Annotated in this window: 16 protein-coding genes; all 16 read left to right on the top strand. The window is 31.8% G+C overall.

All coding sequences use genetic code 11. The annotated features are described in order from the left end of the window. Position 1 precedes the first annotated feature (1 nt). The 16 genes from ACM55K_RS10530 to ACM55K_RS10455 all read left to right on the top strand — a co-directional run bounded on the left by ACM55K_RS10530 (position 2) and on the right by ACM55K_RS10455 (position 17,128). Entirely contained in the window at positions 2-1,138 is a 1,137-nt protein-coding gene (locus tag ACM55K_RS10530) for a glycosyltransferase WbsX family protein (RefSeq protein ID WP_416850187.1), read from the top strand. A gap of 66 nt (positions 1,139-1,204) precedes the next feature. Continuing rightward, positions 1,205-2,203: a glycosyltransferase family protein gene (locus tag ACM55K_RS10525; RefSeq protein ID WP_416850186.1), complete on the top strand. Its 999-nt coding sequence runs from the start codon at positions 1,205-1,207 to the stop codon at positions 2,201-2,203. Next, positions 2,196-3,062 (top strand): DUF5672 family protein, encoded by an 867-nt coding sequence (locus ACM55K_RS10520; protein WP_416850185.1) that lies wholly within the window; start codon positions 2,196-2,198, stop codon positions 3,060-3,062. Before ACM55K_RS10525 ends, ACM55K_RS10520 begins: the two co-directional genes overlap by 8 nt. Before the next feature lie 132 nt (positions 3,063-3,194). After that, a complete protein-coding gene (locus ACM55K_RS10515) occupies positions 3,195-4,025 on the top strand; it encodes a glycosyltransferase family 2 protein (RefSeq protein ID WP_416850184.1) in 831 nt (276 codons plus the stop codon). A gap of 252 nt (positions 4,026-4,277) precedes the next feature. After that, a complete protein-coding gene (locus tag ACM55K_RS10510; protein WP_416850183.1) occupies positions 4,278-5,213 on the top strand; it encodes a glycosyltransferase family 2 protein in 936 nt (311 codons plus the stop codon). A 287-nt stretch (positions 5,214-5,500) separates the two neighbouring features. Continuing rightward, positions 5,501-6,700 (top strand): hypothetical protein, encoded by a 1,200-nt coding sequence (locus ACM55K_RS10505; protein WP_416850182.1) that lies wholly within the window; start codon positions 5,501-5,503, stop codon positions 6,698-6,700. Between the two features lie 36 nt (positions 6,701-6,736). Beyond that, positions 6,737-7,594: a glycosyltransferase gene (locus ACM55K_RS10500; protein ID WP_416850181.1), complete on the top strand. Its 858-nt coding sequence runs from the start codon at positions 6,737-6,739 to the stop codon at positions 7,592-7,594. Positions 7,595-7,629: 35 nt separating this feature from the next. After that, entirely contained in the window at positions 7,630-8,733 is a 1,104-nt protein-coding gene (locus ACM55K_RS10495) for a glycosyltransferase WbsX family protein (protein WP_416850180.1), read from the top strand. 118 nt (positions 8,734-8,851) lie between these two features. Next, entirely contained in the window at positions 8,852-9,760 is a 909-nt protein-coding gene (locus ACM55K_RS10490) for an NAD-dependent epimerase/dehydratase family protein (protein WP_416850179.1), read from the top strand. Between the two features lie 5 nt (positions 9,761-9,765). Beyond that, entirely contained in the window at positions 9,766-10,776 is a 1,011-nt protein-coding gene (locus ACM55K_RS10485) for a glycosyltransferase family A protein (RefSeq protein WP_416850178.1), read from the top strand. Between the two features lie 2 nt (positions 10,777-10,778). Next, a complete protein-coding gene (locus tag ACM55K_RS10480; RefSeq protein WP_416850177.1) occupies positions 10,779-11,693 on the top strand; it encodes a glycosyltransferase family 2 protein in 915 nt (304 codons plus the stop codon). A 26-nt stretch (positions 11,694-11,719) separates the two neighbouring features. Beyond that, positions 11,720-12,400 carry an acylneuraminate cytidylyltransferase family protein gene (locus ACM55K_RS10475; protein ID WP_416850176.1) on the top strand — a complete coding sequence of 227 codons (681 nt, stop codon included), beginning with the start codon at positions 11,720-11,722 and terminating at the stop codon, positions 12,398-12,400. 175 nt (positions 12,401-12,575) lie between these two features. Beyond that, positions 12,576-13,619 (top strand): N-acetylneuraminate synthase family protein, encoded by a 1,044-nt coding sequence (locus ACM55K_RS10470; RefSeq protein ID WP_416850175.1) that lies wholly within the window; start codon positions 12,576-12,578, stop codon positions 13,617-13,619. A 66-nt stretch (positions 13,620-13,685) separates the two neighbouring features. Further along, a complete protein-coding gene (neuC, locus tag ACM55K_RS10465) occupies positions 13,686-14,807 on the top strand; it encodes a UDP-N-acetylglucosamine 2-epimerase (RefSeq protein ID WP_416850174.1) in 1,122 nt (373 codons plus the stop codon). Then, positions 14,807-16,243, top strand: coding sequence for an MBOAT family O-acyltransferase (locus ACM55K_RS10460; RefSeq protein ID WP_416850173.1), 1,437 nt, complete (start codon positions 14,807-14,809; stop codon positions 16,241-16,243). Before neuC ends, ACM55K_RS10460 begins: the two co-directional genes overlap by 1 nt. A gap of 147 nt (positions 16,244-16,390) precedes the next feature. Continuing rightward, positions 16,391-17,128 (top strand): hypothetical protein, encoded by a 738-nt coding sequence (locus tag ACM55K_RS10455; protein WP_416850172.1) that lies wholly within the window; start codon positions 16,391-16,393, stop codon positions 17,126-17,128. The last annotated feature ends 16 nt before the right edge of the window (positions 17,129-17,144 follow it).

Raw genomic sequence — 17,144 nt, 5'->3', positions numbered from 1 at the left:
GATGCCAAACAAAATAAAGCCTATTGCTATATATCTTCCACAATTTCACCCTATCCCTGAAAATGACCAGTGGTGGGGAAAAGGTTTTACGGAATGGACTAATGTTGTAAAAGCCAAGCCTCGTTTTGAAGGACATTATCAACCCCATTTGCCTGCCGATTTGGGTTTTTATGATTTGCGATTGCAAGAAGCAAGATTAGCCCAAGAGCAATTGGCAAAAGCTTACGGAATACATGGGTTTTGCTATTATCATTATTGGTTTAATGGTAAGCGTATGTTATACGAACCATTGGATAGAAAACTAAAAGACCCAAAGGAAGATTTGCCTTTTATGATGTGTTGGGCCAATGAAAATTGGACCCGAACTTGGGATGGGTTAGATAAACAAGTTTTGATGGAGCAAAGCTATTCTACCCAAGATGATATTGATCATTTAAAGTATCTGATTCCGTTTTTTAAAGATTCAAGATATATTAAGGTTAATGAGAAACCAGTATTTATTGTTTACAAACCATTTTTATTTCCAAATGTAACAGAAACTGTAAAAAGATGGAGAGAATTGGCTGCTGAGAATGGACTAGAATTATATCTATGTCATGCCGTTTTTAGTTATCATAAAGGATGGGATACTTTATTAGAAGGATTTGATGCGGCAATTGATTTTGAACCTTTTGGAATTAGAAGGCAAAGTGTTTTCAATGAAATTGAACGAATGAACCAAAGTGACTCGAAAGTTAGTTTGTCAAAAAGAATTGTAAAAAAAATAAAACGTAATTTAGGATATAAGGATGAAAGTTTAAAACCAGCACTAAATAAATTGGATTATGAGTTTATGATCAGTAATATAAAGTCATTAAAAGAATTTTCATTCAAAATGTTTCCAAATATAGTTGCTGGTTGGGACAATAGCGCACGAAGAAAAAATAATCCGACATTAATTTTAGATAATGCAACGCCAGAATTATTTGAAAAATGGCTGACAGAACTTGTCACTGATTTTATTCCATATTCTGAAGATGAAAATTTTATTTTTATAAATGCATGGAATGAATGGGCAGAAGGAAATTATTTAGAGCCTAGCCAAAAATGGGGGACTGCTTATTTAGAGAAAGTAAAAAAAGTATTTGATAAGTATTAAATAGATTCCAAGAGAATGTTGAATCTTTAGATAAAAATTGAGTATTATAAAATATATATATATATTATGAATATTGCTTTTACCATTTGTTCCAATAATTATTTGGCACATGCCAAAACCTTGGGAGATTCTTTTTTAGAATTTCATCCTAACTGGAAATTTATAATTGGTCTAGTAGATGAGTTGGACTCATCATTCGATTATAGTTTGTTCAATAATTTTGAAATAATTAAAGTAGCAGACATTAAAGTTCCAGAATTTGAAAATATTGTAAAAAAATATGATATTATTGAACTGAATACGGCAGTAAAACCAACATTCATTAAACATGTTTTTACAAATTACAATGCGAATAAACTCATTTATATAGATCCCGATATTTTAGTTACTAGCTATTTTGAAGAAGTTATCACAATTCTTGATTCGAGAGATATCGTACTAACCCCCCATATTTGTTCACCAATTGACGATGATTATGCGCCTACGGATTATCATACTTTAAGAGGAGGCGTTTATAATCTTGGTTTTATTGCATTGGCTAGGTACGATAAAATAAAAGATTTTATAAAATGGTGGGATGAGAGGGTGTTGAAATATGGTTTTTGTGATTTTAGCAAAAATATGTTTTATGATCAAATTTGGATTAATTATGTTCCGGCAATGTGGGATAATTATCATATAATAAAGCATTTGGGATATAATATGGCTAATTGGAATTTGCATGAAAGAATATTGACAAATACTGAGAAAGAGATTTTTTGTATTAATCAGCAATATCCTTTACGTTTTTTTCATTTTAGTGGTTATAAATATGATAATTCCAGTAGTATAGCTTCTTATTTAACTCGATATAATTTTGAAAGTAGGCCTGATTTAAAATATTTGTTTTCTTTATACAATGATTTGTTGAAAAATAATAAGATAGAACACATTAGTAAACTTAGAGTTTATTATCAATTGGAAAATAAAAATGCTATAAATCCAAGTGTTGATAAGTCCTTGTTATCTAAGATTATGAATAGATTGAAAATTACTATTAAAGTGTTTCTAACAGGACATGAGTAAGAAAAAGGATTTGGATATTTTAAAAGTCAATAAATTTAATAAAATGAAACACAATAATCTTTGTGTGGTAGTCATTCCAGTTCATAGTGAAAACCCATCTAATGATGAGCTAATTTCTTTTAAACAGTGTTTTGATATTTTAAATAAACATGCCATAAAAGTAGTTATTCCTAAAGGTCTTAATTTGGAAGCATATAAAAAGGTTGTTTCAAGTTTTGAAATAATTGAAATTAATCCTCGATGGCAAAGTAGTCTTGTAATGTATAATAAATTAAAGTTGAGTGATTTTTTTTACAGTTTGTTTGAAGAATTTGATTATTTATTGACTTATGAATTGGATGCTTTTGTTTTTAGAGATGAATTAGACTTTTGGTGTGAAAAAAAATATGATTATATAGGTGCGCCATGGTTTTCAGGTTATGAAAAACCAGTTTCAAATGAAATGATTGGAGTAGGGAATTCGGGGTTTTCATTGCGAAGAATAAGTTCTATGAGAAATGCAATTCATAGAATTTATTTTAAAGAGCATGAATATTTTGGTGTATCAAAAAAAAGACGCTTTCGCAATAAAATCCGAATGCCATTAGATTATTTTAATATTTGGAGAAAAAAAAACAATACGATTCAAAATTCGCTGCATTTTAATGAAGATTGGTTTATATCCTATGTAATTCCAAAACATATTAAAGATTTTAATATTGCACCTCTTGATGATGCCATTAAATTCAGTTTTGAAGTAAACCCAAGCTATTTGTTTGCGATTAACAATCAAAACTTACCAATGGGTTGTCATGCTTGGCAAAAATATGATTTTGAATTTTGGAAACCTCATATTGTAAATTATGAGCCTCGTTTTTAAATCAAGATTGATTTAATATTAATATTTTTATATGTTTACATAAAGTTTTAAATGTGTTTTAAACTAATTGCTTTTTATGTCTGAATGATAGCCACAGAGTACGAAGTTTTCTTTAATAATTAAAAACTAACAATGCCTAAACTCTCCATAATAACCATCAACTACAATAACCTCGAAGGACTGAAAAGAACAGTAGAGAGCGTGGTTAATCAAACCTGGAAAGAGTTTGAATATATTGTCATTGATGGCAGCTCCACCGATGGCAGTGCAGCTTATTTAGAAAGTCAGAGCGATATTATCGACTATTGGGTTAGTGAGCCTGATAATGGTATTTACAATGCGATGAACAAAGGTTTTATGAAGGCAACCGGCGAGTATTTGCTGTTCTTGAATAGCGGTGATCATTTTTATAGTGATAATGTTTTGCAAAAAAATCATAAATTTTTAGTTGAAAAAGATTTGGTGTATTTTAACTTAAATTTTGTGGATAAAGCAAATTCAAGGATAAGTAAATATCCAGAAAGGTTGGCGTTTTCTCATTTTATTCACGGTTCTTTGCCACATCCAGCTACATTTATAAAGAAACAATTGTTTGAAATAGTAGGGCCTTATGATGAAGGATTTGAGATAATTTCGGATTGGAAGTTTTTTATATTGGCATTGTTCAAATACAATTGCAGTTATTATAAAGTAGAGGAAACATTAACAACCTTTTATTTAGACGGAATAAGTTCAAAATTTGATTTTTCGGATGAAAGGAATAAAGTTTTGAAGGAATATTTCAGTGGATTTATTTCCGACTATAAAGAATTAGTTCTTATTAGTCCGCTTATGAAAACAAACCGTTATAAAATGTTGTCTGAAATTGAAAGCAGTTTGTTTGGAAAAAAAATAGTTTCCCTCTTTTTTAGAGCCTATATAATTGTATTGTCAAAGAAAAAATTGGAAGATGTCCTAAAATAGAATTGTCTGAATTAGACAAGACCCTGTTTCAATGAGAATTGTTGCTTTGAAACGGCATGGCTCAGCCATAAGGATGCTCTATATAAAACACAAAGAATTGTACAAGGAGTAGTATGAGGACTTGATTGAGTATTCTTTGTATATTATTGGCTTTAGAAAGAAAGAATACAGCCAAAATCCTTGAAAAGATTGATTTTAAGTTAAGACTGTATTACTTAAACAATTTGGAATTATAAAATCACTTTTTAATAAATGAAACCAACAGTAACCATCATTATGGCAACTTACAATAGAGCACACTTTATTGTAGAAACTTTACAAACGATAAAAAATCAATCTTTTACAGATTGGGAATGTTTAATAATTGATGATGGCGGCACAGATAAGACAATAGAAATTATAACGCCAATTCTGGAGCAAGACCATCGATTCAAGTTTTTAAAACGTTCAGATAACTATAGAAAAGGTTTGCCCGGCTGCCGAAATTATGGATTGGATTTGGCTAAAGGCGATTGTGTCATATTTTTTGATGATGATGATATTGTGCATCCGGATAATTTAAAAACAAGTCTTGAGGTTATTGAAACAAATATTGTTGATTTTTGTCATTATCAGAAGTCCTCTTTTACAGAAGAGATTCCTGTTATGCAGAACCACCCGATTCAAATAGTGAAATCACTTGCAAAAGGAAATATTGAATTAGTAATTACCCAGAAAATTAGTTTGACTTCCTGTACCGTATTGTGGAAAAAAAAATGTTTCGACACCATACGATTTAATGAAACGGTATTGTATGCTGAAGAATGGGAATGTTATAGCAGGATTATATCTGAAAATTTCAAAGGAATCACTATTAACAACGTTTTATATTACAACAGAAAGCACCTCAATTCAATGACGGGCGAATTTTACCAAAATGACCCAGTCAGGACAGAATCATACACCAAAGCCATCTTGTTGGTGTTGCAAAACCTGAAGAAAAAGAACTTGCTTACCTATTCTTTAAAACGGTATTTTATGGCTACAGCCATAGATTTTGAGGAATATAATTTATTCGAAAGCATTTTAAATGCCATGGAATTGCCTACATTTGAAAAACTAAAATGGCAATTTTTCTATAAAGTATTGCCATTGAGGTTGGAGCTTTATAAAATAAGGAAAGTAATGAATAAAAGATTTAGTCACTGAAAATTTACTTGATTACTCATTTAAGAAAACTAAATAGAATTACTACTGTTCATCAATTTAAAATAAATTAGGTTCTACTGGTTTTCTGTGGAAGATTAAATAATAACTATGTAGTGCTAGATTATTAAGAAATTATAAGAATAACCATTATTGTCAAGTCGAGCGTGTCATCCCGAGCGCAGGCGAGGAACGAAACTCGACGACTAGGCTCAACTTGACAAACCTTTTAAGTAATATCTTTACTTTATGTTTGATAACATTTCCAGTAGAACCAATAATTATAATGAATGAAGTTTTTAGTAATTGAACAAGATTTAAGAGTATCGGGAACCAGTCAAGGGATTATCTCCCGGTCTTTTTTGGCTAAATTAAGAAGGGCCTATCCCAACTCAATAATTGACGTAGTCTACTTTAAGCAATATTCCAGCGAGGACCAATTGGATTTACTGCCCGTAGATTCTATTGAATCTTTTGTTCTTAATCTCAAAACACCTTTTTTTACTAAATGGCTGAATAAAATCTATTGGAGGCTGTTTCATATTTCATTAGTACGAAACCATATTCATAAAGTATATGGTTCTTATATAGCCAAAATTGATTACCACGAATATGATCATATTTTTATTAGAAGTGCCGGATTGGATTGCGAAACCATCTTGGGAGCCAAAGACTTGCCCATTCTCAAAAATGCTGTTATTACTTTCAATGAGCCTTATCCTTTGTTTTGGTGTACCGGTTCATCAAGTCCATTAACTAGTTTGGAACTTTTCAAATTAAAAGAAATGTTCGAAGTGGTCACTCACGCAAAATCTTGTTTGGCTACCGCATTATTGGCCGAAGATATGCAGTATTTATATGGTTCCAGAAAAAAATTCCACGCTTTGCCACATCAATACGATAAAAATGTTTTTGACTTGTCTGATGTCAGTGCTGTTTTAAAAAAGAAGAAAAAAATAATGATATCCTATCATGGAGCTATTCAATTTGGTAGAGATATAGAAGTCTTGTTGGATGCTTATGAAGAATTGGTAACCAAAAATCCTTTGTATAAAGAAAACACGGAGTTTGTCTTAAGAGTTAAAGGTATAGATGTAAAGAAGTTGATAGCAAAATACTCCAGAACGCCCAACATCATAGTTTTATACACTTTAAATTTTTCCAATTCCTGCAACGAGCAAATGCACGAAGCAGACATCAACATTATCTTGGAAAATGGCCCTTTGTATTGCAATATTCTGGTAGGTAAAGCACCCTTTCTGGCCGCTATACTAAAACCAATATTATCTATTTCACCAGAGCGAAGTGAAATGCGAAGGATAATAATAGACGATAAATATATTGCTAGTTGCACCGATAAAGAGGAAATTAAACAAAAACTGGAGAATTTAATTGTCAGTAGAATGGATTCTAATGAAGCAGTTTATCCTTTTGGCGATTATTTTTCGGATGAAAATTTTAAAGTGATGTTGGATAAAGTGTTGTTTTGAAACAAATGGTAAATAAAGATTAAAGAAAGTAGTTTTATGATTTCAATAATAATCTGTTCCCGAACCCAAATTATCAGTAACTACTTATTTGAGAATATTAAAAACACGATTGGTTGCGAGTATGAATTGATTGTTATCGATAATTCAGAAAATCAATATTCAATTTTTGAAGCATATAATATGGGTATTGAACAAAGTATTGGTAAACATTTATGTTTTATACATGATGACCTTTTAATTCATACCATCGGTTGGGGGTATATTATTAATAGGATTTTTAAAGAAAACAACAATCTTGGTCTAATTGGTGTAGCTGGTTCCAAATTAAAAACAAAAATGCCTTCTGGATATTGGAATTGTCCTTCTGAATTTAAAGAAATTAACATAATTCAACATTTAGAAAATGGAAAAGTTGAAAAATGGATTTATGGTTTTAAAAATGGAACTATATCTGAAGTTGTAGCAATTGATGGGGTTTTTATGGTAATGAAAAAAGAGTTTAATTTGTTTTTTAATGAAAAGCTGAAAGGTTTTCATAATTATGATTTAAATATTTCTTTTGAATGCAAGAAAAAGGGTTTTAAAATATTTGTAACGAATGAAGTTTTGATTGAGCATTATTCCAACGGAGAGATAAATAATTCTTGGTATGAATCAACCTATGAAGTTCATAAAATCTATAATAGATTATTACCGTTAATGACTGATGATGTTGAAAATTTCAATATTTTGAGCCTTGAATATTTTAACGGAAAAGCCTTTTTAAATCCATTTTTGAACACAGGGAATATAATTAAACCTATTAAAATTTGGTTAAAATTATTTAGAATTAAACCAATGGAAGTATTTGAGTTAAAATATTTAAAATCTATAATTAAATTTTATTTAAAATAGATATAGAAGATTTTAATTACTAATTAGTATAAAAAATGAGTAAAGCAAGAGTAATAGCCTATTATCTCCCACAGTTTCACCCTGTACCTGAAAATGATGCGTGGTGGGGTAAGGGTTTTACTGAATGGACTAATGTAGGGAAAGCTAAGCCCTTGTTTAAAGGACACGACCAGCCCAAGTTGCCTGCTGATTTGGGTTATTATGATCTAAGAATACCTGAAGTTAGAGAAGAACAAGCTCAAATGGCTAAATCCTATGGAATTGAAGGTTTTTGTTATTGGCATTATTGGTTTGGTGATGGTAAACGTTTATTGGAAATGCCTTTTAAAGAGGTTCTTGATTCAGGTAAACCGGATTTTGGATTTTGTTTAGCATGGGTTAATGCTAAATGGGGAGGTTTGCCATATGGTGATAAGTATGAGCGTTTATTGATAGATCAAACTTATCCAGGAACAGAAGACTATACTAATCATTTTTATGAGGTATTACCTGCATTTTTAGACAAGCGCTATTTGAAAATTGATAATAAACCAATTTTTACTATCTATAGCCCTGCTGATTTGCCTGATTCTAAAAAGTTTATTGATTTATGGAATACTTTGGCTATAGAAAACGGTTTGGATGGCATTTATTTTATAGCCTATCAACATTTTAATTTCCCATACAAAGAAGCAGGTTTTGATGCTTTGACACCGCCAAGTCCTAGCCATCTTTTTATGAGAGTTAAACATTCACTAATTGGAAGAATTGTTCACAAATTATCTGGGTATAGATATAACCAATTAAAATACAGAACTTTAAAATTGAGAAATATATTTACCCATAAACAAATAGTAGAGGCTAGTGATTATTCAGATATTCCTGAAGATATTAAATTTTTTCCTAGTTGTAGTCCTAATTGGGATCATACACCAAGAAGTGGGATAAAAGGTCAAGTAATTGTGGAAACGAATCCAGAATTATTTTACAAAAATTTATTAAATTGCTTTAAGAGAATTGAAAATTATAAAAGTGAAGAAAAAATAATTTTTATAAAGGCTTGGAATGAATGGGCAGAAGGGAATTATTTAGAGCCAGATCAAAAAATAGGGTTTGAAAATTTAAATCAGATTAAAAAGTTTCAAGAGAGTTTAATATAAAATTTTGTTCTAACTCATACAAATAGTATCAAAAAACAGATTATATCTATCCGTTATATTAATCATAGTGTTCTTAAAACTGGATAAGATAAAATTAAACTTTATATAAATATTATAAATGGCGACAATTTTAATTACTGGTGGAGCAGGCAATGTAGCCAGTGCCTTGGCAAAAAAATTAGCAGAAAATAAAGATAATTTAATAGTTATAATTGATAATCTTTCTACCGGCAGTTTATCAAAAGTTCCTAAAGTTAAAAACGTGGTATTTATAAAGGCTAACGTGAATAACTACAATGATATTGTACCGGTATTTGGCAGGTATAATTTTGATTTTGTATTTCATTATGCTGCAGTTGTGGGTGTAAAAAGAACGTTGGAAAACCCGATGATGGTATTGGAGGATATTGAAGGGATAAAGAATATCTTGTCATTGTCAAAAAACTCAGGAGTTAAACGCGTCTTTTATTCCAGTTCGTCGGAAGTGTATGGCGAACCCTTTGAAATACCCCAAAATGAGCATACCACTCCATTGAATTCAAGATTGCCTTATGCAATCGTAAAAAATGTTGGAGAGGCATTCTTTAGATCTTATTATCATGAATATGGGTTAGAATACACGATTTTTAGATTTTTTAATACTTATGGACCTAATCAAAGTGAAGATTTTGTTGTGCCTCGTTTTCTAAAAGCGGCCCTGAAAAACGAACCTATTTATATTTATGGTGACGGACAACAAACGCGTTCCTTTTGTTATGTGGATGATAATGTGGAAACCTGCATAAAAGTGATGTTTGAAGATAAATGTGTTAATGATGTTTTAAATGTAGGCAGTGATTTAGAGCAGACTATTTTGTTATTGGCACAAAATATTATTAAAATTACCCAATCCAATTCAGAAATAATACACCTCCCACCTTTGGAAGAAGGAGACATGACCAGAAGGTGTCCCGATACTTCAAAAATGAAAGAAATTTTGGGAAGACCATTAATTACTTTAGAAGAAGGAATAATAAATTTAATTTAATTATAATGCGAATAGGAAGCAATCCTAATAAATCGATTAATCAAGAAGAATCTGTATTCATACATCAGATTATAGTACCTGTTTACATACCTAATGAAGAAGGCTATTTTGTTGATGCCCTTAAAATATTAAAAATCTCTTTGAACTCTTTATTTAATACGATTCATGAGAGAACCTATATTACTATTGTCAATAATGGTAGTTGTCAAAGTGTTGTAAATTACCTTGACAAACTTTTTTTAGAAAAAAAAATCAAGGAACTGATACATACCGACAACATTGGGAAAATCAATGCTGTTTTAAAGGGTTTGTCCGGTAATAATATAGAGTTGGTAACCATAACGGATGCCGATGTTCTATTTCTTCCGGATTGGCAATCCGAAACCACGAAAGTTTTTGTTGAAATTCCCAAAGCAGGAGTAGTGGGAATCGTTCCTCAATTAAAGATGTATAATACCAACTGTGGGAATGTTATTTTTGATAATTTTTTTAATAGCCATTTAAAGTTTATTTCTGTAAAAAATCAGGATGCTTTAATTTATTTTTATGAAAGTATTGGGTGGGGGAGAGACTATAATCAAGATTATTTGAAACTTGGATTGGGGCTAGAATATGATACTGTAAAATGTTTTGTAGGTTCAGGGCATTTTGTTGCAACCTATAAAAAAGATATTTTTGAAGAATTGGTTACATATGTAGGCGGCAAAAAAGTTGCTGGTATTGGAGAGGCTTATATTGATGTGAAGTCTATGGAAAAAGGCTATTGGAGACTTACAACCCATGATAATTATGCATACCATATGGGAAATGTTTATGAAGATTGGATGGAGAAGGCTTCGAAAAACACTTCTACAATAAATTATTCAAACTTCAATTTTATAAAACGAAAAAAAGTTGGTACTATTAGTTATTTTGTAAAAAATAGACTTTTTGTGAAGTTTATTTCTATGAAATGGACAGCAAGGATGTTTTTGAAATGGAAAAAATTACCAAAAGAAATGATTGTAAAGTATTAAAGATGATGAAAATCAATCCTGTTTTCTCTATACTCATTACCACTAAAAATCGTAAAGCCGATTTGGCTTTTACGCTAAATAAAATCAGTTATCTCTTAGAAGATATTAATGTGGAATGTGTAGTTTATGATGATGGTTCCGTTGATGGTACTTATGAATATGTGAAGCATCATTTTCCTACTGTAAAAATCCAAAGAAATGCGATTTCAAAAGGCTACCTTTTTTGCAGGAATAAAATGCTGAATGAAACCGAAGCTTCTTATGCTATTTCGTTGGACGACGATGCCCATTTTGTCACTGAGAATCCATTGGAAAGTATAAAAAAACATTTTGACGAAAATGACAATTGTGGCTTAATTGCCATGCGTATTTTTTGGGGGTTGGAATTACCAAGTTCGACGTCCTCCAGCGAACAGCCCCATCAAGTGAAAGGCTTTGTAGGTTGTGCCCATGTGTGGCGTATGAAAGCTTGGCGTGCTATTCCTAATTATCCGGAATGGTTTGTTTTTTATGGAGAAGAAGATTTTGCATCTTATCACTTGTTTAAAAAGAACTGGAAGGTGAGCTATTTGCCAGACGTTTTAGTCCATCACAGAGTTGATTTTAAATCCAGAAAAAACGATTTCGATTATGATATTCGACAGCGTAGATCATTACGTTCAGGCTGGTATTTGTTCTTTTTGTTTTATCCCCTTCGTAGTATTCCTAATAAAATGGGGTATTCTATTTGGGTGCAATTCAAACTAAAGGTTTTTAAACGTGATTTTAGCGCTTTAAAAGCTATTGTTCTGGCGGTATTAGATTTAGTATTGGCTATTCCTAAAATTGTAAGAAACAGCAATAGATTGACTTCAGCAGAGTATGATGATTATCTTAAAATTGCTGATACAAAAATATATTGGCAGCCAAAAAAATAACTATTTTTAGCAAATACTTTTTTTTAATGAAGAATATAGCAATAATTCCAGCGCGTAGGGGGTCTAAAAGGCTACCAAATAAAAATAATCTTCTTTTTGGAGGCATTCCGCTTATTGCTCACAGTATTTTATTAGCCCAAAAGAATAAAGATATTATAGATGAAGTTTATGTATCTACGAATGATGAAGCAATAAAAAAGATTGCACTTGAATATGGGGTAAAAGTGATTGACAGACCGGAACATTTGTCAGGGGAATTTGAACCTACATTGACGGCATTACAGCATGCGCTTGAAGTAATCGGAGATAGCACTGTTGATAGTGTGATTTTATTACAGCCGACAAATCCTTTGCGTCCTGAAAACCTGCTTCGGGAAGCTTTTGAAAGGTATCGAATAAGTGATTCGGATAGTTTATTCACCGTTACCAGAAACCATCAAAAATTAGGGAAGATAACAAGCAATTGTTTTGAACCTTATAATTATACGATAGGACAACGCAGTCAGGATTTAGAACCGCTTTATTTTGAAAATGGTTTATTGTATATCAGTAAATCAAAATTGATAAGAGAGGGCGAAATTATTTCTGAAAATAGTATCCCTTATGTAGTAAATCATATTTTTGCCGGTATTGATATTGATACTCAAGATGATTTTGATTATGCGGAGTATTTATTAAAAAAAGCGTCTCGACTGCGCTCGACGTGACAGTAGGTATTCGCCTATCACATTGAGGTAAAGTTCAGGAGAAGCTAAAGTCGAGGTTGTTTTAAATTGAATATGTTTCGACTGCGCTCGACATGACAAAATAAAATTAATTGCCTAATTCGAGTGAAGTCGATAAGGAGCATAGTCGAAAGACCTATAACAGATAACTCATTTTATGAATCCATATATTACAATAGCAGGAAGAAAAATTGGTCTGGATTACCCACCTTTGGTTATTGCAGAGATTGGCATTAATCACGAAGGATCTTTACAAATAGCCAAGGAAATGGTAGATGCAGCCCATAGGTCAGGTGTTGAGATGGTCAAACATCAAACTCATATTGTGGAAGATGAGATGAGCGGTGCCGCCAAAAAAGTGATTCCGGGAAATGCCGATGTTTCTATTTATGAGATAATGGAAAGGTGTTCGTTAAACGAAGCCGATGAATTAGAGTTAAAAAAGTATGTAGAAAGTAAGGGTATGATTTTTATTTCTACCCCTTTTTCAAGAGCTGCTGCCGAACGATTGCGAAAATTTGATGTGCCAGCTTATAAAATTGGTTCCGGGGAATGTAATAATTATCCTTTGTTGGAACATATTGCTTCTTTTGGCAAACCAGTTATTCTAAGTACCGGGATGAATACTATAGAAAGTATTCACAAAGCAGTTGCCATTTTTGAGAAGTACACTGTTCCTGTGGCGCTTTTACATACCACTAATTTGTATCCAACTCCAATTCATTTAGTGCGTTTTGGGGCTATGATCGCCATGCATGACGCCTTTCCCGATAAAGTATTTGGGTTGTCAGACCATACACTTAATAATAATGCCTGTTTAGGAGCTGTGGCATTAGGCGCATCTATTCTGGAACGTCATTTTACAGATCATATGAATCGAACCGGTCCGGATATTGTGTGCAGTATGGATGAGAATACTTGCAGCGCACTCCTTGTAAATAGTGTAGAAATGGCCCAAATGCGAGGAGGAACGAAACAGCCCGCCTTAGAGGAGCAAGTTACCATCGATTTTGCTTTCGCAACTGTTTGTACTATTGCTGCGATTAAAAAAGGAGCGCTGCTTACCAAAGAAAATATTTGGGTAAAACGTCCCGGAACAGGGGAAATCCTGGCAGAGCATTTTGATAACCTTTTAGGGAAAACGGCACTAAGGGATATAGATAACGATGAACAATTAATGTGGGAGCAGATTGAAAAATAAAGTGTCGCACTTGAATGTGCCTCGATTTCGCTCGACTTGACAAAATAAAAAATATCAAGTATTAAAATGAAAAAAATCTTATTCCTAACGGGAACCCGTGCTGATTTTGGAAAAATAAAATCATTAATTTCTGTTCTTGATACCCATCAAGATTTTGAAGTTTATGTTTTTGTTACCGGTATGCATTTGCAAAAAGAATACGGATATACACTTTTAGAAATAGAACGTTGCAATTTTAAAAACATCCAGAGGTTTGAAAATCACACTGATGAAGCTACAATGGATTTAACATTAGCCAAAACTATAGAGGGTTTATCGGGCTATTGTAAACAAGTACAACCGGATTTGATTGTGGTTCATGGCGATCGTGTAGAAACTTTAGCAGGAGCTATCGTTGGTTCTTTAAATAATATTTTAGTAGCACACATTGAAGGTGGAGAATTATCAGGAACGGTTGATGAATTAATTCGTCACAGTGTCAGTAAATTAGGTCATATTCATTTTGTTTCTAATGGTGATGCAGCAAAACGATTGGTCCAAATGGGTGAAATGGAATCTTCAATTTACACGATTGGTTCTCCCGACATTGATATTATGTTTTCAGATTCGCTTCCAGATTTAGAAACAGTGAAACGGTATTACGAAATAAATTTTGAGGACTATGCCATAGTTATGTTTCATCCAGTAACTACAGAAGCCAAAGAAATGAAGTTGTATGCCAATAATTTTGTAGAAGCCATATTAGAAGATACGCATAATTTTATTGTAATTTATCCAAATAATGATTTAGGAAGTAAATGCATTATTGAGGAATATGAAAGGTTAAAGAATAACCCAAGATTTAGAGTTTTTCCATCCCTTCGTTTTGAATATTTTTTGAGTTTATTAAAAAATAGCCAGTTTATTGTAGGAAACAGCAGTGCGGGGATTAGAGAGGCACCCTATTATGGTATTCCAATTATCAATATCGGGACGCGTCAACAAAATAGGATAGTGCTTTCATCCATTATTAATGTTGATTATAAAACTGAAAATATTGTTGCCGCTTTGAAAAAAATACATGGTCACAAAGTTAAAAAAATGGAGGCTGATTTTGGACATGGAAATAGTGCTCAATTGTTTCTGGAATCAATGGAGAATGGAAATATTTGGGCAACCAATCATCAGAAACAATTTAGGGATATATAATGCTATTCAACTCCCTTCCATTTTTATTATTTCTCCCCATTGTTTTTACCATTTATTGGTGGGTCAATACTAAAAGTCTGCAACTGCAAAATTTTGTGCTGTTACTGGCTAGTTATTTTTTTTATGCGTGTTGGGATTGGCGTTTTTTATTTCTCTTGCTATTTTCTACAGCTCTGGATTATTTTACGGGAATAAAAATGGAGGAAGCGAAAGATCAAGGCAATAAAAAATTCTGGTTTTGGTTGAGTATTATAGTGAATTTAAGTTTTCTAGGTATTTTTAAATATTACAATTTTTTTGTAGATTCTTTTGCTGAAGCATTATCAGGTCTAGGTATACCTACTAATTTTTGGACATTGAAGGTTATTTTACCTGTTGGAATTTCTTTTTATACGTTCCATGGATTGTCCTATGTTATTGACATTTACAAAGGGAGAATAGAACCGGAAAGAAATATTGTAACGTATTCCCTTTTTGTTAGCTATTTTCCGTTATTGGTGGCAGGTCCAATTGAAAGAGCCACTCATTTACTACCGCAAATAAAAAAGAAAAGATTTTTCGATTGCAGTAAAGCTATTGATGGTGTGCATCAGATTGTCTGGGGATTGTTTAAAAAAGTGGTCATAGCCGACAATTGCGCTTTATATTCCAATACTATTTTTGATAATTATCATTCCATGAATTCACTTTCATTAGTATTGGGAGCTGTTTATTTTTCCTTTCAGATTTATGGAGATTTTAGTGGCTACTCGGATATTGCTTTAGGAACTTCAAAACTATTTGGAATTGATTTGCTCCGTAATTTTAACTATCCATATTTTTCCAGAGATATCGCCGAATTTTGGCGCAGGTGGCATATTTCCTTGTCTTCATGGTTTCGGGACTATCTATACATTCCATTAGGCGGAAGTCAAGGCGGAATGATAATGAAAATTCGGAATACATTTATTATTTTCTTGGTAAGTGGATTTTGGCATGGAGCCAATTGGACTTTTATCGTTTGGGGTGCATTGCATGCCGTTTATTTTTTACCGCTTTTAATAACACAAAACAACAGAAATAATATGGATAGTGTTGCAAAAGGTAAATTCTTGCCAACACTTAAAGAATTTTTTAGTATGCTATTGACGTTTTGTTTAACGGCTTTTGCCTGGATATTTTTTAGGGCTAAAACAGTATCAGAAGCGTGTATTTATATAAAGAATATGTTTAAATTTGATTTTAAAGGGGGAATTCAATTTTTAGATTTCGAACGCTATTCAATTGAATTACTTTTGTTACTGTTATTTTTTATACTAATTGAATGGAATTCAAGAGAAAATGAACATCCTTTTTATGGGAAATATATAAATTTAAAAGTCATTCTTATTGTATTATTAATTTTGGTTTTAGGTGTTTTTTCCAGTCCTAGTGATTTTATTTATTTTCAGTTTTAGATGAAAAAATTCAGTGTTTACATAATTTGGAGCGTTTTGGGGATGCTGTTGTTCATGACAGTGTTGGATGTTGTATATACTAAAATATATGAGAACTCTTTTCCCCGTACTAAATTCCAGTACCTAAGAAGTCTAAAAAACAAGAAAGTGGATTATATTTTTCTGGGTTCATCAAGAGTAGAAAATGGAATTGTACCATCGGTAATATTTAATAAAACAAATAAAACAGCTGCCAATTTGGGATTTCAGGCCACTAAATTAGCGGATGTTTATACTGTTTTGCAATTAATTAAAGAATACAACATTCATTGTGAAAAGATTTTAATACAAGTGGATTATATTTACAATTTTGTTGAGGGAAATTCCACTATTTTTCAATACGAAATGATTCCTTTTATTAGAGAAAATGAGATAACAAAAGAGTATTGTGAGCGTTATATTGAAAATCCTAATGCGAATTATTACATTCCTTTTTACAGGTATTGCACTAATGATTTGAAAATAGGATTTAGAGAGGTTTTTGCCAATATAATTGATAAAAAAACCAATACGGTGAACAACAGCGGATATGGTGGCAGATATGGAAATTCAAGACAACTTCAGGGTTCATTGCCCAATGTGATTTTAGAGAGGAATACAATTTTAGATAATATCCAGTCTTTTTCAAAACAAAATAATATTAATGTTGTGTATTTTTGTGCTCCGTTTTGTAAGAATATTAATAACATAGATTTCATATCAAAATTGAAAAATAAAATACCGGAATTTAAAGATTTTTCAGGTGTAATAAAGGATGATAAAATGTTTTTTAATTGTAATCATTTAAATGACAGGGGAGCAAAACGATTTACTGAAATCCTTACTGAAGATGTGTTGATGAAGTAATTTTGAATTATTAAAA

Origin of the sequence: Flavobacterium arabinosi, assembly GCF_048158725.1 — a bacterium.
In the GTDB taxonomy this organism is placed as follows: domain Bacteria; phylum Bacteroidota; class Bacteroidia; order Flavobacteriales; family Flavobacteriaceae; genus Flavobacterium; species Flavobacterium arabinosi.
The sequence above is the reverse complement of the archived record's forward strand: the minus strand, read 5'-3'. Positions and strand labels throughout refer to the sequence as shown.

Excerpts from the sequence above, each read along its gene's own strand:
- ACM55K_RS10460 (WP_416850173.1), top strand. The coding sequence starts at position 14,807 with ATGCTATTCAACTCCCTTCCATTTTTATTATTTCTCCCCATTGTTTTT.
- ACM55K_RS10515 (WP_416850184.1), top strand. The coding sequence starts at position 3,195 with ATGCCTAAACTCTCCATAATAACCATCAACTACAATAACCTCGAAGGA.
- neuC (WP_416850174.1), top strand. The coding sequence starts at position 13,686 with ATGAAAAAAATCTTATTCCTAACGGGAACCCGTGCTGATTTTGGAAAA.
- ACM55K_RS10525 (WP_416850186.1), top strand. The coding sequence starts at position 1,205 with ATGAATATTGCTTTTACCATTTGTTCCAATAATTATTTGGCACATGCC.
- ACM55K_RS10505 (WP_416850182.1), top strand. The coding sequence starts at position 5,501 with ATGAAGTTTTTAGTAATTGAACAAGATTTAAGAGTATCGGGAACCAGT.
- ACM55K_RS10470 (WP_416850175.1), top strand. The coding sequence starts at position 12,576 with ATGAATCCATATATTACAATAGCAGGAAGAAAAATTGGTCTGGATTAC.
- ACM55K_RS10530 (WP_416850187.1), top strand. The coding sequence starts at position 2 with ATGCCAAACAAAATAAAGCCTATTGCTATATATCTTCCACAATTTCAC.
- ACM55K_RS10495 (WP_416850180.1), top strand. The coding sequence starts at position 7,630 with ATGAGTAAAGCAAGAGTAATAGCCTATTATCTCCCACAGTTTCACCCT.
- ACM55K_RS10520 (WP_416850185.1), top strand. The coding sequence starts at position 2,196 with ATGAGTAAGAAAAAGGATTTGGATATTTTAAAAGTCAATAAATTTAAT.
- ACM55K_RS10480 (WP_416850177.1), top strand. The coding sequence starts at position 10,779 with ATGATGAAAATCAATCCTGTTTTCTCTATACTCATTACCACTAAAAAT.
- ACM55K_RS10485 (WP_416850178.1), top strand. The coding sequence starts at position 9,766 with ATGCGAATAGGAAGCAATCCTAATAAATCGATTAATCAAGAAGAATCT.
- ACM55K_RS10500 (WP_416850181.1), top strand. The coding sequence starts at position 6,737 with ATGATTTCAATAATAATCTGTTCCCGAACCCAAATTATCAGTAACTAC.
- ACM55K_RS10475 (WP_416850176.1), top strand. The coding sequence starts at position 11,720 with ATGAAGAATATAGCAATAATTCCAGCGCGTAGGGGGTCTAAAAGGCTA.
- ACM55K_RS10490 (WP_416850179.1), top strand. The coding sequence starts at position 8,852 with ATGGCGACAATTTTAATTACTGGTGGAGCAGGCAATGTAGCCAGTGCC.
- ACM55K_RS10510 (WP_416850183.1), top strand. The coding sequence starts at position 4,278 with ATGAAACCAACAGTAACCATCATTATGGCAACTTACAATAGAGCACAC.